Annotated in this window: 13 protein-coding genes; 9 read left to right on the top strand and 4 right to left on the bottom strand. The window is 58.9% G+C overall.

Going from position 1 to position 16,162, the window contains the following annotated elements; translation table 11 throughout:
• Window positions 1-2 precede the first annotated feature (2 nt).
• The 7 genes from B015_RS0128850 to B015_RS0128820 are packed head-to-tail and all read left to right on the top strand — an operon-like array spanning window position 3 to window position 9,017.
• Window positions 3-1,238, top strand: a complete 1,236-nt coding sequence (locus B015_RS0128850; protein WP_018431247.1) for an amidohydrolase family protein — start codon at window positions 3-5, stop codon at window positions 1,236-1,238.
• A complete protein-coding gene (locus B015_RS0128845; protein WP_018431246.1) occupies window positions 1,238-2,419 on the top strand; it encodes a pyridoxal phosphate-dependent aminotransferase in 1,182 nt (393 codons plus the stop codon). Before B015_RS0128850 ends, B015_RS0128845 begins: the two co-directional genes overlap by 1 nt.
• Window positions 2,416-3,846 (top strand): hypothetical protein, encoded by a 1,431-nt coding sequence (locus tag B015_RS0128840; RefSeq protein WP_018431245.1) that lies wholly within the window; start codon window positions 2,416-2,418, stop codon window positions 3,844-3,846. The genes B015_RS0128845 and B015_RS0128840 overlap by 4 nt, the downstream gene beginning before the upstream one ends.
• Window positions 3,843-5,258 (top strand): dihydroorotase family protein, encoded by a 1,416-nt coding sequence (locus B015_RS0128835; RefSeq protein ID WP_018431244.1) that lies wholly within the window; start codon window positions 3,843-3,845, stop codon window positions 5,256-5,258. Before B015_RS0128840 ends, B015_RS0128835 begins: the two co-directional genes overlap by 4 nt.
• 35 nt (window positions 5,259-5,293) lie before the next feature.
• Window positions 5,294-6,301 carry an ABC transporter ATP-binding protein gene (locus B015_RS0128830; protein WP_026227862.1) on the top strand — a complete coding sequence of 336 codons (1,008 nt, stop codon included), beginning with the start codon at window positions 5,294-5,296 and terminating at the stop codon, window positions 6,299-6,301.
• The gene (locus B015_RS0128825; RefSeq protein ID WP_018431242.1) at window positions 6,298-7,347 is read left to right on the top strand and encodes an ABC transporter ATP-binding protein; all 1,050 of its coding nucleotides are present in this window, start codon (window positions 6,298-6,300) and stop codon (window positions 7,345-7,347) included. The genes B015_RS0128830 and B015_RS0128825 overlap by 4 nt, the downstream gene beginning before the upstream one ends.
• A complete protein-coding gene (locus B015_RS0128820) occupies window positions 7,344-9,017 on the top strand; it encodes a M14 family metallopeptidase (RefSeq protein ID WP_018431241.1) in 1,674 nt (557 codons plus the stop codon). Before B015_RS0128825 ends, B015_RS0128820 begins: the two co-directional genes overlap by 4 nt.
• Window positions 9,018-9,090: 73 nt before the next feature.
• Here B015_RS0128820 and B015_RS31870 read toward each other — a convergent pair whose 3' ends face one another.
• Together B015_RS31870 and B015_RS0128810 are read right to left on the bottom strand one after the other, a co-directional pair.
• Window positions 9,091-9,822: an SDR family oxidoreductase gene (locus B015_RS31870; protein WP_018431240.1), complete on the bottom strand. Its 732-nt coding sequence runs from the start codon at window positions 9,820-9,822 to the stop codon at window positions 9,091-9,093.
• The gene (locus B015_RS0128810) at window positions 9,819-10,583 is read right to left on the bottom strand and encodes a glucose 1-dehydrogenase (RefSeq protein WP_026227861.1); all 765 of its coding nucleotides are present in this window, start codon (window positions 10,581-10,583) and stop codon (window positions 9,819-9,821) included. Before B015_RS0128810 ends, B015_RS31870 begins: the two co-directional genes overlap by 4 nt.
• A 477-nt stretch (window positions 10,584-11,060) precedes the next feature.
• Here B015_RS0128810 and B015_RS0128800 point away from each other — a divergent pair, with 477 nt between their 5' ends.
• Window positions 11,061-11,762 (top strand): GntR family transcriptional regulator, encoded by a 702-nt coding sequence (locus B015_RS0128800; protein ID WP_026227860.1) that lies wholly within the window; start codon window positions 11,061-11,063, stop codon window positions 11,760-11,762.
• Window positions 11,763-11,910: 148 nt separating this feature from the next.
• Here the strand turns inward: B015_RS0128800 and B015_RS0128795 are convergent, their stop codons facing one another.
• On the bottom strand, window positions 11,911-12,777 hold the full coding sequence (locus tag B015_RS0128795) for a LysR family transcriptional regulator (RefSeq protein WP_018431236.1): 867 nt from the start codon (window positions 12,775-12,777) through the stop codon (window positions 11,911-11,913).
• 192 nt (window positions 12,778-12,969) lie between these two features.
• Between B015_RS0128795 and B015_RS0128790 the strand changes: the two genes are divergently transcribed.
• The gene (locus B015_RS0128790; RefSeq protein WP_018431235.1) at window positions 12,970-14,184 is read left to right on the top strand and encodes a pyridoxal phosphate-dependent aminotransferase; all 1,215 of its coding nucleotides are present in this window, start codon (window positions 12,970-12,972) and stop codon (window positions 14,182-14,184) included.
• 471 nt (window positions 14,185-14,655) lie between these two features.
• Here the strand turns inward: B015_RS0128790 and B015_RS0128785 are convergent, their stop codons facing one another.
• Complete coding sequence (locus tag B015_RS0128785) at window positions 14,656-16,068, bottom strand: deoxyribodipyrimidine photo-lyase (protein WP_018431234.1); 1,413 nt, start codon at window positions 16,066-16,068, stop codon at window positions 14,656-14,658.
• Window positions 16,069-16,162 lie beyond the last annotated feature (94 nt).

The raw sequence follows: 16,162 nt of genomic DNA, 5'->3' as shown, positions 1-16,162 counted from the left end.
CCATGGCCGAACCCCCTTTCTGGCACTACACCAAGATCATCAAGCCGATGTTCGAGAACCGATCAATCGACCAGATCATCTTCGGCCGCATCATTACGGCTGTGGGTGACGAGGTTATCGAAGACGGCTTCATGGAAATACGGACCGGCAAGATCATCCGCATAGGCAAGCGCGCCGATCTGGGCGTTGCCCCCGCCGACATCGCCGTGTTCGACACGGGCGGCAAGACATTGATGCCGGGCATGGCGAATTCGCACGCCCATCTCTCCTGGGACGGCATCCATGAACTCTCCTTCCAGTCCATGTACGACCCACCCGAAATCCGGGCCTACAAGGCGGCAGGCAACATGATCAAGTCGCTGCGAGCCGGCATTACGCTGGTGCGCGACCTCGGCGTCCACAATGCCAATCTCTTTACCAAGCAGGCCGTGGCACAGGGCATCTTTCCAGGGCCGCGCCTGCTGGTCTCTGGCGAAAGTATTATTCAAACCGGGGGACACACCTACTGGGTATGTCGCGAAGCGTCCGGCGCCGACGAGATGCGACGTGCGGTGCGCGACCAGGTGAAAGGCGGCGCCGACCTGATCAAAATCATGGCCTGCCATGACACTTTGGAGTTTACCGATGCGGAGCTTGAGGCCGTCATCGACGAAGCCCATCGCAACCGACTGCCCATCACAGCGCATGCCACATATGACACCTGCATCCGCCGGGTGGCGGAATTCGACGTTGACTGCGTCGAGCATGGAGGATCGATGAGTGACGAGACGATCCAGGTCCTTCTCGACAAGAAAATCCCGATCGTCACGACCTTCTCGGCGCTGGTCATGCAGGCCAAACCCGAGATAGCCCGCAAATTCGCGATCCCTGAATGGAAAATCGAGGAGCGTCAGCGCGCGGTGGGCGACAAGTCGCGGTTCGACGGGCTCGTGCGCGCCGCCAAGGCCGGCGTCCCCATCGTCTTCGGGACAGACGCAGGCAGCCCAGCCGTCGAGCACGACTCAATTGCCCCGGAACTCGAGTTTATGGTCGAGGTCGGGGTTTGCCCTGACCGACTGGACGCGCTTCGCTCTATTACCATCCGCGCAGCCGAGCTTTCACGGCTCGACAAGAGGATCGGCTCGCTGGAGGCAGGCAAGGAAGCCGATTTCATCATCGTCAATGGCAAGCCCGACAAGGATTTGTACGCCTTGGAACAGGTCGAGCAGACCTATATCGCCGGCAAGAGGATGCACTGATGAGTGCGATCACCAGTAAACTGACAAACCGCATCGTTGAAGAGGACCTTTCCTTCCGCTCCAAGATGCTCGCCATTGCCGCCGACATGAACAATGTCATCGCTATGGGGCGTGGAGATCCCGATTTCCACACACCAGTCCATATCGCCGCAGCGGCAAAGGAGGCGATCGACGCCAACCAGCACCACTACACGCCGCCGACCGGCATACCTGCCTTGCGCGCGGCGATCGCGGCCGACCTTCAAAAGGAGTACGGGCTTGAGTACACCGCCGACGAGGTCATCGTTACTGCCGGCGTTCAGGAATCTATTACCTTGATCATGCTGGCGCTGATCCGCGCGGGCGACGAGGTGCTGATAACTTCGCCGCGCTTCATGACTTACGACACAGCGGTCAACTTCGCGGGCGGGCTTCCAGTTCCGGTTCCCACCTTCCAGATAGACGATTTCGCTCTCGATATCGCAGAGATCGAGAAACGCATCACGCCGCGCACGCGCATGTTCGTGCTTGTGTCGCCGAACAACCCGACCGGCGCGGTGACCCCACCAGATGTCATTCGCAAGATTGCGGAGCTCGCCGTCAAACATGATCTCGTCGTCGTCTCTGACGAGATTTACGCCAAGATCATCTACGAGGGCCATGAGCACCTTTCGATCGGCTCGCTGCCGGGGATGAAAGAGCGTACGATCACCCTCAACGGCTTCTCCAAAACCTATGCGATGACGGGCTGGCGGGTCGGGTATCTTGCAGCACCCGCAGACTTCGTCAGCAAGGTCACGGAGATGCGTCATACGCTCTCCATCAACACATGCACCGTGTCGCAATATGCCGCCCTCGCCGCACTCACCGGTCCACATGAGCCGATCAAGGCAATGATCGACGAATATGCAACGCGGCGGGCATTTCTTCTGCCGGCACTTGATGACATGGGCCTCACCTACGGCAATCCCGGAGGAGCATTCTACGTTTACATCAACGTCTCGAGCACTGGGATGTCGACCCCCGATTTCTGCGAGAGGCTCTTGCGCGAAACGGGCGTCATGCTCTTCCCAGGCACCATGTTTGGCGATCACGACCCGAGTTACATTCGCCTCTCCTTCTTGCAGCCTCTGCCAGTGCTGAAGGAAGCGGTCAAACGCATGAAGGCGTTCATGGATCGTTGCGGGAAGGCTGCGGCATGATCGGCAAACCTAATCCAGATGAAAAATTCGTCGGCATTCAGATCAGCCCGATCAGCTTCCTCGACGAAGGCGTGGACACAGTTCTCGATACTCTAAAGGACCGTGTGGGTGTAAACGTTCTGATGCTTGGAACGGTCTCCTGGCTCGGTCTCAAGACAGGGCGATCGATTTCCCACAAGCTTGACGGCTGGCCCGATCATGGCGTTCCACAGCCCTTTGCAATGAGGGGCGGCGCCTACTTCAAGCCCGATCCGAAGTACTACAGCGGCACCTTCATCAAGGATTACCGTACTCGAGATCCGGAGTTTCAGGGCAAGGACATCCTGGACATGGTGATCCCCGCCGCCCATGACCGAGGCATGAAGGTTTACATCGAGCTGATGGAGCCCTTCTTCAAATATACCGGCCATGGCTCCACCAATACGGTGGATATTCCCAACCTGGCGCAAGCCATGGAAGTTGATGTCTTCGGCCGCCTGTCCGGTGACCCGGCAACCAGCCATCCTGACTACCGCAACTGGATCCTCTCCATGGTCGAGGACCAGGTACGCAACTACGACATCGACGGAGTGATGTGGTGCAACGAGCGCAACTCGCCGCTCGACACTTTGATCCAGGGCGCCGCGCCGGGAGATTTCTCGGCCCATGCACGGCGTGAAGCCATGGAGCGCGGCATTGACGTAGAAGCTTGCCGCCGGGCGCTCCTCAACCTCTACGATTTCATGCAAGAAGCGGCCTCTGGCAAGCAATTCGCCGACGGCGCTTTTGTCACGTTCATCCGGACGCTCTGGGCCAATCCGGAGGCGTTGATTTGGGAGCGGTTCTGGCTGGAACGCAACAAGGATCTCGACCGCGAGCTTTACGGCCTTGTCAAATGGTGCAAACCCAGTTTGCCTTTCGGCCTCAACGTGTGGAATCGAAATCATTTCAACATCTTCCGCCGCGCCCAATGGCCGTGGGAGGAACAGACGCGTTATGCGGATTGGGTGAAGCCGATCACCTACCAGCACCAGGCGGGTGAGGTCTTCACGAAGGAACTCGGTTTCTTCCAGAAAACGATCCTGCGAGATTTCTCGCCCGACGAGGCGACGGCAGTCCTCTACCGAATGCTTGGGCTCAAGGAAGCCCCCTATTCTGAGGTCATCTCCGCCGGCATGGACCCCGACACATACGTCCACGGCCAGTGCGCGGATGCACTGCGTGGCGTCGACGGTAAGGCCAAGGTTTACATGGGCATCGGTGTGGATGCGCCGCGCACCAGAGCGGAAACGGCGAAGATGACTACAGATATCGCCTATCGTTCTGTCATGGCCACCTATCGTGCAGGCGGGCACGGCATCGTCCTGGCCCCCAACTATGCATCCATGCATCTCAAGCATCTTGATGGAGTCGCGCAGGCGCTTTCCGAACTGGGACTGAAAGAGTGACTGTGTTCGACACGATCATCCGCAATGCGAATGTTCTGGCCAGCGAGGGGCTAGTACAGATGGATGTTGCGCTTGACGAAGGCCGCGTTGCGGCCCTCGTCAACCCCGGCGCTGGAGAATCTCGAGAAGTCATCGATGGCTCTGGCCTGCACCTCCTGCCAGGGGCGATCGACATCCATTTCCACATTCGGGCACCGGCCTTCCCACACCGCGGAACTGTTGAAAGCGAGACCAGAGCCGCGGCCGCAGGTGGAATAACCACCCTGTTTGAAATGCCGATCAGCAAACCCTGCTGCAATTCGGCCGAACGTGTTGGCATTCGGCGGGTGCATTTCGCTGAGCATGCGCTGATCGACTTTGGGCTCTACGGCGCGCCAGCCGACCTGCTACCTGAGAGAATGGAGGCAATGAAGGCAGCAGGTGTGGTTGCCCTGAAAATCTTCACGACATCTCCCCCCGAAGGTCGCGAGGACGAGTTTTACGGCCTGTCATATCCTGACGAGGCTGATCAGCTCAAAGTCCTTGAGGCCGCAGGCAAGGTAGGTCTTCCCGTCGTCGTTCATGCCGAAAGCGCCCAGTTGCTCGCTGCCGCTGAGCAACGAGCTCGCACACTGGATCTCGCCAATCCGGATACCCATCCCGCAGCACGCCCTGCCATCTGCGAGTCCGTCGCGGTAGCAAAGCTGCTCGCCATGAATGTCCAGGCGGGCGCGAAGCTGCATATCGCCCATGTGACAAGCGAGAAAACCGTTCGTGTGCTGCGCGCCTTTGCCGGCACGTCCGACTTCACGGCAGAAACCTGTCCTCATTATCTATTTCGCACTCACCAAGACGTCGCCCGTGTCGGCGTCTTCGCAAAGATCAATCCCCCTGTACGCGACAAGTCGGATCAGGACGCGCTCTGGCAAGCGATCGCTGAAGGCATCATAACCCATGTAACCACTGACCATGCTGCCTTTTCATACCCAGAGAAGCTGGCGGCTTCGAATGACTTCCTTGCCGCACCGCCAGGATCGCCCGGCTCCGAAATGCTGGTGCCTTCCATGCTTCATGCGGTTTCGGAGGGGCGTCTATCGCTTGAAAAGGCTTCTAACCTGCTGAGCGCCAACGCCGCAGCGCGATTTGGCCTGCTCAACAAGGGGCGCATCGCGGTTGGCGCGGATGGCGATCTCATCCTTGTCGACCTGGCAAGTACGACGGAGATTTCGTCAGAAACACTGCACACTTTTGCGCGCGATGTCGCCCATCTCTACTACGGTGCCCGGTTCAAGGGACGGGTGCGCCGGACAATTGTACGCGGCCGAACTGTCTTTGATGGATCGGTCGTCGGCGCCCCGGGTTGGGGACGCTTTGCATCCCCTAGCGTGACACCACAGTCAGATAAACGGCCAGATCGAGCGTGTAACACATGACTGCCATGCCTCAAGCTCCATACCCCTTCACAGGGATCACAGAATCGCCTCTCCTGGAAGTGGATGACCTGCAAACGACATTTCTGGTTGGCGAAGGCCAGATTGTGAGCGCTGTTGACGGAGTGAGTTTTGCCGTCAATGCCGGCGAGACGCTGGCTATCGTGGGCGAGTCCGGCTCGGGCAAATCCGTGACAAGCCTTTCCATCATGCGGCTCCTGCCGAAGAAGATCGGCAAGATTGCGCGCGGCGCCATCAGACTGCGTGGGAGAGATCTCGCGGAACTGAGCGAGAAAGAGATGCGCACCGTTCGCGGCAACGATATCGGCATGATCTTCCAGGAGCCGATGACGAGCCTCAATCCGGTGCACACGATCGGCAGGCAGATTGCAGAAGTTGTGATCCAGCACCAGAAGGTTTCGAAGGCCGAGGCCCACAGACGGGCCGTGGAAATGCTGGAAATCGTCGGCATCCCGGAGCCTGCGCGAAGAGCCGCGCAGTTTCCACATGAAATGTCTGGTGGCATGCGCCAGCGGGCCATGATCGCCATGGCGCTTGCCTGCGAACCCAGCGTGCTTATCGCCGATGAACCGACGACCGCCCTCGATGTTACGATCCAGGCCCAGATTCTCGACCTGATGCGCAATCTCCAGGAACGCCTTGGTATGGCGATAGTTTTCATCACGCACGATCTTGGCGTAGTTGCTGAAATGGCGAACCGTGTCGTCGTGATGTATGCGGGCCAGGTCGTCGAGGCGGGCACGGTTGAGCAAATCTTCACGCGACCGCTGATGCCCTACACATCAGGCTTGATGCAATCCATTCCGCGAATGGGCGCGGAGGAAAAGACCCGCCTGCAAGCAATTCCCGGTTACGTACCGCTCCTCACAAAACTCCCGGGCGGCTGCCGCTTCCGTACACGTTGCGCTTTCGCCGAGGAGAGATGCGCGGATGCCGTGCCGCCCTTGGAAGAGTTGGAGGCCGGGCGCAGCGTACGCTGCATCCGTTGGCAAGAACTCGAACTCCCGACGAGGACCAGCACATGAACGCCATTGTCGACCCGCGTGCGGCCACAGGCGACGATATTCTGCTGCGCGTGCGCGGCCTTAAGAAGTATTTCTCCATCAGGGGCGGAATCTTCAACCGCGTGGTCGCCAATGTGCGGGCCATCAATGACGTTTCTTTCTCCATCAAGCGGGGCGAGGTCGTCGGGCTCGTTGGTGAATCTGGTTCGGGCAAAACAACCGTGGGCCGCACGGTACTGCGATTGCTGGAACCTACGGAAGGCGAGATCAATTTCGCGGGCACTGACATTACCCGGCTGTCTGCCTCAGAAATGCGTGCCTTCCGCAAGCGCATGCAGATCGTCTTTCAGGACCCTTACGCGAGCCTCAACCCGCGTGAGAAGGTTCGCACGGTTCTCGGCCATGCGCTGGCCGTGCACAAGATCGGCCGCCCCGAGGAACGAGAGGACCGGATTGTCGCCTTGCTCGAACAGGTCGGGCTTTCCGGCGATTATTTGGATCGGTTCCCGCATGAATTCTCAGGTGGGCAGCGCCAGCGTATCGGCATAGCCCGAGCACTGGCGGTTGAGCCCGAGTTCATCGTTGCCGACGAGCCGGTTTCTGCGCTGGACGTCTCGATTCAGGCGCAGGTAGTCAATCTCCTTGAGGATCTGAAGGCACATTACAATCTGACCATGCTGTTTATTGCGCATGATCTCGCTGTGGTCGAACATATCAGCGACCGTGTGATCGTCATGTATCTGGGACGGATCATGGAAGTGGCCCCCACCCGCAATCTCTATCGCGTTCCCAACCATCCTTACACCAAGGCGCTCCTTTCGGCGGTGCCTGATCCAGACAAGAGAGCCCGACCCGACCGCATCATATTGAAGGGTGATATCCCGAGTCCGATCAATCCTCCTTCAGGCTGCGTCTTTCGAACCCGCTGTTCGCTTGCCATTGCGGACTGCGCTCGGGTCGTGCCGTCCTTGAACGAAATCTCGCCCGGCCATTTCAGTGCCTGTATTCGCACCGCGCCTACGCCAGGCGACGTTGCAGTACCCAGCCTCATCCAGGAACACCTATGAGCACGCTCGATATACGCTTTGATCGCTACTACACCTACGCCGAAATGACCGAACGGCTTCAGGCGCTGGTCGACGCCTATCCAGAGTTGGCACGGCTGACGTCTATCGCAAAGTCCTTCCAGGGGCGCGACGTTTGGCTGGTCGAGATTGGTAACAGGAAGACCGGACCACTCGAGGAAAAGCCCGGCTACTACATTGACGGACAGATTCATGCCGAGGAGCACGCGACGAGTGCCACCGCGCTTTACGCTGTCAATCACCTGCTTACACAGTATGGAATCGACAAGGAGGTCACCCGTCTCGTAGACAGCCAAGCCTTCTACATTCTCCCTCGCATCAATCCCGACGGAGCCGAGCTCTCGTTAGTCCCACCCTACTACAATTGGTGCGGCAACGGCCGTTTCATGCCGGGAGCCGACCGTGTCGAGGGTCTAATCCCCGAAGATATCGATGGAGACGGTTTCCTTGTCTGGATGCGGGTTCCCGATCCGAAAGGAGAATGGAAGAAGAGTACCAGTAATCCTGACATCATGGTGCAGCGCGAGCCCGGCGAGGAAGGCGGCGAATATTACCGGATGTATCCAGAAGGCACGGTTCGCAACTACGACAACGTGAATGTGCCCATCGAGAAACCTTTCGACGGCAACATGAACCGCAACTTCCCGACCAACTGGTCGCCTCAGGAGTATGGCGGCGGCGTACATCCGCTTTCGGAACCGGAAGCGCACGGCATGGCGAAGGTCATCCTCGATCATCCCAATATTTGCGGCATGTGCGCATATCATACCCACGGCGGGATCATCCTGCGCCCGTCGATGACGCGCCCAGACAGTGCGATGAGCGCGCGTGATATCAACCTCTACAAAGAGATCGGAAAAGTCGGCACTGCACTGACCGGTTATCCGACGATATCGATCTATGAAGAGTTCACGCCTGACAAATCGGTCGTGCGTCGCGGCGGGCTAATGGACTGGACCTATGAAGAGATGGGCATCATTTCTTTCGGTACGGAATTGTGGGACATCGAACGTGCTGCGGGTGTGCCGAAGGAGGGCTACTACAACCTCTATCCGCGTAATGAAGATGTGCAGCAGAAGGTCTATGACTACGTAAAGAAGAATATGGCCGAAAGAGGCTGGCGCGACTGGAAGCATTTTGACCACCCCCAGCTCGGGGCGATCGAGATCGGCGGCATGGTCAATATTTGGACTTATCGTAATCCTCCAGGCGAGCTGCTGGAAGAAATCTGCAGACAGAACGTGCTCTTCAACCTCAAGCACGCCGCGGCTGCCCCCCAGATCAAGATTGACGATGTGACCGTGACCCATCTTGGGGCGGGCCTCTACAAGGTCCGCTCCATCATCGCCAATCATGGTTATCTTCCGACAAATCTTTCCGATGTCGCCATCGCCAACAAAGTTGCAAAGACGGTGACTGCTTCCATAGAGGTTGAAGGCGGTGAGCTCATGATGAATCCTGAGTGCGCCGACCTTGGCCACCTGGCGGGCCGCAATGAACGTCTCTATCCATGGTCCCCATGGGGTCAGCAATGGACCGCGAACGCCAAGCCGACCGAATGGCTCGTACGAATTGCCGGCAAAGGCGCAATCACCGTCGTCGCCCGTTCGGAGAAAGGCGGCACGAAGCGAGTTAGTCGCGTCATAGGGTAGCGACCAATCTGAAAAGCAAAGGCCCCGAATGGCATTTTGGGGCCTTTGTCAAAGCTGCGTTTGCCGGGCGGGGTCAGCCAGCGTTGTTGCGCAGCTCCAAAACCATGTCCCAAGCTTTGATACGCTGGTCGTTGATGCCCGTGGCATCCTGAAGAGCCAGGTGAACGAAGGCAGGGGCCAGTTCGACTGGATCCTTCCAGATCTTCCGCAACTCGGCCGAATAGGTCACCTCGCTCATTGGCGTACGCATCGGATGGCCCGGTGTAATTGTGTTGACCGATACATTGTATGGCGTGAACTCATGGCTGAGCGATCGCGACAAGCCTTCAAGTCCGAACTTGGATGCGCAATAGGTGGATTCGTCGAGCCCACCGGTAATGCCGGCATTGCTGGAAACATTGATGATGGCGCCAGCTCGGCGAGCTTTCATCCCCCGAGCAACCGCTCGTACGCAAAGAAACGCACCTCGCAGATTGACGGCCATCAGCCTGTCCCAATCCGCCACCGAGACCTCTTCAACCGGCTTGAAAAAAATGATGCCCGCATTATTGACCAGGACGTCAATGTGGCCGGCTTCATCGTGGATAGCACCAAAGACACATTCTATTGCGTCGACATCCGTGAGGTCGAGCGGCCGGGGCCTTATGCCGCCAGTATCCTGCTGGAGTAAGGTCAGTTCATCCACCAGGTGGTCGAGCGCATAGACTGTGGCGCCTTCCTGAGCGTAAAGCTGGGCTACAGCACGCCCCAATCCTCGCGCCGCGCCTGTGACGACGGCGACCTTGCCAGCGAGTTTGCCACTCATGTTGCCACCCGCCCCCCATCGACCAGCAGGCCAACACCTGTGATGAAAGAGGATTGACGCGAGGCGAGGAACAGGACTGCCTCCCCTATCTCGTCGCCTGTGCCCATACGGCCCATGGGCGTGATCGCACGCCAGCGCTGTTCCAACTCCTCAGGATTGCTGGATAGGTCCAGATTGCGCCGGTTCATGCCCGTGTCGATCACACCCGGATTGATAGCATTGCAGCGGATATTGCGGGACGCATATTCGACTGCGATGACCCGGGTCATGGACATGATGCCACCCTTGGAAGCCGCATAAGACAGATTTCCGCCCACATTGGCAAATGCGCTCACGGATGAATTGTTTACGATCGTGCCCCCTCCGTTGCGCAACAACGCAGGGATCGCATGCTTGCAACCAAAGAATACGCCCTTGAGATTGATGTCTATGACCCGATCAAACAGTGCCTCGGTTACTTGATCTGAGGGTGTGACGGGTTGCTCAATGCCGGCATTGTTAAAGATCGTGTCCAGCTTTCCATAGCCGTCTTCGGCTGCTGCAACGAGCTGTGCCACGTCCGTTTCGACGGACACGTCGCAACGCTGAAAACGCAAGTCACCCCCAAAGGCCCTTGCCTCACCTTCAAGCGTGGCGCCGGCCGCGGTATCGACGTCGCCGACAACCACTTTGGCTCCTTCCCTTGCAAACAGCAGGGCGGTTGATCGCCCCATGCCACTTGCACCACCGGTTATCACCGCAACTTGGCCTTCTAGTCTCACCGCTGCATCCCTTCTGTCTGGAAATCAAAGCGCAAGGTATCATTGTATGATTGTCTGATTGTATTACAATAGGAACGTCAAAAATGCTGGCGGTATGGACTGGGGAATCGCGCTTCCCTTCCCGTTCTGAAGAGTTGCGGCCCCTTGGAAGCGGTTGAAGATGATTGTGGATGGGGCGGTTGGCGCGCGGTCAGTGGACTACTGCCTTCGCACCGGCATCGTCGCGCCCAGGGCACAGCACGATTGCGGGCACCGGATAGACCACCCTCCACAACTTCTCCCTCTCTTCAAACGGCTGCCTGGACATGTGCGAGCTTCTGTATTGCTTGCCTTCTGGCATCCCGATATGAGCCATGTAGTATGCGACGTTATTGATGATGGTCGTTACCGAAGCCCGGCTGTCGAGTGACGAATTTTCGATGGCGAGACAGGAAACATACTTGAGACCATTGGCAGGCAAATAGAAGGGGAAGGCTGTTGGCTGGAATTTTGGCTTCTATTGAACTGCCGCAACCGAAACGCACATCTCTGTCTGAGAGCGTTGCTGACACGATTGCCGAGGCGATAGCGACCCGCATCATCGTTCCGGGCGAGCGGATTGTAGAAGCCACACTCGTTGAGAAGCTTGGTGTTAGCAGAGTACCGATTCGAGAAGCACTCAAGGTGCTGCATGCCCAGGGCATCATCAGCGGCGTTGGCCACAAGGGATACAGAATCGCGGCATTCGATCCCAAAGTGGCTCAGCAAGTGATGGAGGTCCGGCTGTCTCTCGAGGCTTTCTTGCTGCGGGATGCAATTCAGAATTGGCGCATGGGCAACGGCAGCCCAGCGGTTCTTGATGCCGCAATAGAGAAAATGTACGCCTCAGCCAAGGCGGGGAATGCCCAAAGCTCTCTGACGGCCGACCTGGAGTTCCATCGATCAATTCGGAATGCTGCCGACAATGCGATTGCCGGGATTCTTTGGGATACGATTGCCCGGCATGTCCTTATCGTTTCAAATCTTGAGCGATTCCGCGATGAAGACTTGTCTGCAATTCCCCACCAGCATGAAGCCTTTCGCGACTGGATCTTAGCGGAAATCGCTAAGCCTGAAACCAATGCGACTGACGTCCAAAAGGCGCTCGAGGATCACATGTTCCTCATAGCTCGCAAGAAGAATCCGGGCTCGCAGGGTTGATCCCGACGTTAAGCGGAAGCTGAAACGATGACCGGGCGGCGAGGTCGCCATCGGCCATAGGATGTGCAACAAAAAAACTGAACTGGAACGCCCTTCTCGGTCAGACCGATGGGCATATGCTCCCGTTAATCGCCTTCGGCGATTGGTATCACCGCTGGATTTCTCCACAGGTATCGACGAAGGCACGGATTGCAGCGCTCCGAGGACCAGAGCGCCTCCAAAGGACGCCGACCCTTCGTCGCTCACCGTCCGAAAGAGGGATTTTGCGCAGCCGCAGCCCCTCGGGCCAAGGAGGAGACCAGTCCGGCACGATGGCAACTCCAATTCCTCGGCTCACCAGTGCGGCAATTGAGTCCAACGCATCAAGCTCCAACCATTGGCGCACCTTCAACCGATGCTGCCGCAGGTAGCTGTCCACAATCTGCCCACCCCACTGGTTCCGGTCGTAGCGGATGAAGGGCGCAGTGCTGATGGCCATCTCGGGGTGACTGATCTCCATCGTCTCAGGCACGATCAAGACAAGCGGCTCCTCGCGCAGGGTCATCCACCCGATCGACTTTGGGATCTGGAATGGTGGCTGCACAATCACAGCAGCATCGATCTCCTCCGAGAGCAAACTGTGATAAAGGTCCACTGAAGCGCCCGGTCGAACAAAGAATTCAATGAGAGGGTAGCGCTGGCTCAGTGAGGCGATGACCTCGGGCAGAATGCCAGTCAAGCTTGTCGCCGTCGAGCCAAGCCGCAATTCTCCGGCAGGCAGATCATTGGCGGCGATGGCACGCAGGTCGCGCGCACCCGCGATCAAGTGCCGAGCTTTCTCCAGCACGGCAAGACCGGAGGCGGTCGGGCGCACGGTACGCCCGGCACGAGCGATCAGCGAATGTCCCAGTTCCTGCTCGAGCGCCTTCAGCCGCTGCGATACTGCTGCCGGCGTCAGGTTCAACCTACGTGCCGCTTCGGCAATAGAGCCGCATTCGGCAACCTCCACCAGGCTTTCCAGGAAGCGTATGTCCATAGATAACTTTTCCTATCTTCTGATGTTAGCGGAAAAGAGATTTTTCTACTTGTCAAAGCAAGCTACAACCATTGCCAAGTGTGCAATTCGGCTCATGTTCCCCCGCTCCCCGCTCCCCGCTCCCCGCTCCCCGCTCCCCGCTCCCCGCTCCCCGCTCCCCGCTCCCCGCTCCCCGGTGCAAGGAATTTCTCGATGTCAGTCCAGGACAAGTTTAGCAAGCTCGGCACAGACAACGCTCCCGGCCAAGAGGTGCGCCAAAAGAAGGGCGACCTCCATAGCCTGCTGCGCGGCGAGCCTCTTGCGGGCGTGCCCGTCGATTTCTCGCACGGCGATGTAGACGCCTTCACGCCCACGCCCGGCGCATTCGAGGTTTTCGCCAAAGGTGTCCGCAGCGGCGGCCGTCAGGCCTATACTGAATATCGCGGATCAAGCCAGATTCGTGAGGAATTAGCCGGCAAGCTGGCCGACTTCACCGGCGCTCCGGTCGATGCGGCGGATGCCATGATCCTGACGCCCGGAACGCAGGGGGCACTTTTCCTGGCGGTCGCTAGCACGGTCGCGCATGGCGACAAGGTCGCCATCGTACAGCCCGACTACTTCGCCAACCGAAAGCTGGTCGAGTTCTTCGAAGGCGAGATCGTTCCCGTGCGGCTCGACTACATGAAGTCGGATGCCGATGCGGGTCTCGACCTTGGCCAACTGGAAGAGGCCTTCCGTCAAGGCGCGAAAGTCTTCGTCTTCTCCAACCCGAACAACCCGACAGGCGTGATATACTCCGAGGCCGAGATACACGAGATCGCCGCGCTGGCTGGCAAATACGGCGTGACTGTGATCGTGGATCAACTTTACTCGCGCCTGCGCTATCAGGGTGCCTCCTACACTCACTTGCGTGCGAACGGCATCGACCCGGCGAATGTGATCACCATCATGGGGCCGTCCAAGACGGAATCGCTCAGCGGCTACCGGCTTGGCGTGGCCTTTGGAGCACCGCACCTCCTTGAGCGCATGGAAAAGCTCCAGGCCGTCGTCTCCTTGCGCGCTGCCGGTTACAATCAGGCAGTTCTGCACACATGGTTCTCTGAGCCCGAGGGCTGGATGGATGAGCGCATCCGCCTGCATGAGGCCATCCGCGACGATCTGCTAGAGGTTTTGCGCGCCGTCGAAGGCATTGAAGCCTGCACCCCAAGGGCCGGTAGCTATCTGTTCCCGCGCCTGCCGGAACTTTCCGTGGCCCCCGCGGACTTCATCCGTATCCTGCGCCATCAGGCTGGCGTCATAGTGACACCGGGCACCGAGTTCTGTCCGCATTCCACAGATAGCGTGCGGCTGAACTTCTCACAGGATCATGCGGCGGCGGTGAAGGCGGCCGAGCGGATGATCGAACTCATCGGGCGATACCGCATTTAAGTTGGCAAGTGATGGTTAGTCCATTTCTCATCCAACATGGGCAGAGCCAGCACGAAGGTGTGTTCGCCACTGTGGCCTGTCGTGGCATCGGGCCTGGGCTCCATATCACCCGTGTTCGCGCTGTTGGCGACGACCGCACTTGGTGCGATACCGGTCTGCTGTCTCAGAGAGCCAGGTGGCAAACCATGTCTGACGAAACAGCAATCTGCGACCCGCACACCGGCGCACAACTATTCGCAACCAAGACAGCCGAAAAGCCGCGGAAAACAGGCCATCCGCCGAGACATACGGCAACACTGAGGCTGCGCCACCACAATGGAGCGCGCTCGTTTCTGGCAGTCATGACGACGAAGGGCCATGGAAGAGGATGCAAGGACACCCGAAACATTCGGCGACCTCCCAAGAGCCATGCCGGGTGCAGTTGCCGGAACATAAAGGGCGCGGTGCTCAGTCAGTCTGATCCGACGGCGGTTATGCTTTGAGCGAGGCGAAGCTTTCCCGCGCTCGCCGCTGCGACGCCTTGAGATCGACGAGCGGGCGTGGATATGTTTCGCCGAGTACCACCCCAGCGCTTGCGAGCACGTCTTTTGGCGCCTCTGACGGACGGTGTATCCAGGCATCCGGCAATCGGGCTAGCTCCGGCAGCCATTGCCGGACGTAGGTACCAGTAGGATCGAAGCGTTCACCCTGCAGCACGGGATTGAAGATACGGAAATAGGGTGCAGCGTCCATGCCGCATCCGGCCACCCACTGCCAGTTGCCGGGATTGCTCGCCACGTCGGCGTCGACCAGCGTGACCCAGAACCATTGCTCGCCCCGCCTCCAGTCGATGAGCAGGTTCTTGGTCAGGAACGACGCCACCAGCATGCGCACCCGGTTGTGCATCCAGCCGGTCTCCCAAAGCTGGCGCATGCCGGCGTCGATGATCGGAATGCCGGTGCGCCCTCGCTTCCAGGCCGCGAAGGCGGGCTGGTCGTCGCGCCACTCAAACCCGGCGAGCGTGTCGCGCATGGCGATGTTGGCAATGTCGGGGCGATGGTAGAGTTGGTGGTAGTTGAAATCGCGCCAGATCAGTTCCGACAGGAACTTTTCGACCGCCGTGCCCTTGGCCGGATCGTTTGCGGCAACGGCCTGAGCGGCATGCCAGACCTGCCGGGCGCTGATCTCGCCGAAGCGCAGATGCGGCGACAGGACAGACGTGCCCGGCTGGTCCGGACGGTCGCGATCCTCGACGTAATCAGCGAGTGCCTCGTCAAAAAAGCGCAGCAGCGATAAAAGTGCGCCGGTCTCGCCGACCGACCAGTGATGTTCTAGCTTCTTGGCCCATTTGGACTGAAAGGTCGACGTGGCGACGCCGTCCTCCGAGGGTTCTCGATCTTTGGGGACAGGATTTGGCAGCGGAAACGCGATCGGCCATTGCCGGACTACCCTGGCGAAGGGCGTGTAAACCTGGAACGCGCCGCCGCTGCCGGTCTTGATGTTCCATGGTTCGGCAAGCACGTTGCCGGGAAAGGAAATCGCCTTTATCCCACCATCCTGCAGCGTGGTCTTGATCGCACTGTCGATCGCGCGCGCGCCAGGCGCATAGCGGCGGTTCCAGAGAACATTTGCAACGCTGAGCCGTTGGGCTGCGGCAGGTACGATCTTGTGGGGATCTCCGGTTTCGATCTGCAGATCGATGCCGACAGCATCCAGGCTCTGGGCCAGTGATGCGAGGCTTTTGCCGAGCCACCACGAAGCCGCGCCGCCGAGGGGCCGCAAGCCGGCGGCCTGCTCAAGCACATAGAGGGCCGTGATGCGACCGCCCTGCGCGACCGCGGCGTCTAGCGCTGGATTGTCGGCCAGCCTGAGGTCGTCGCGAAACCAGACCAGCGAACCAACCATTATGCAATCCCCTGCCCTTCGGGCGCACATGCCGGGCATGCCGTTCGGCCCGTTACACGGACCACCCATTGAACCAATCGCCTGCTTCCAACGT

This window comes from Hoeflea sp. 108 (assembly GCF_000372965.1).
GTDB lineage: Bacteria > Pseudomonadota > Alphaproteobacteria > Rhizobiales > Rhizobiaceae > Aminobacter.
The sequence above is the reverse complement of the archived record's forward strand: the minus strand, read 5'-3'. Positions and strand labels throughout refer to the sequence as shown.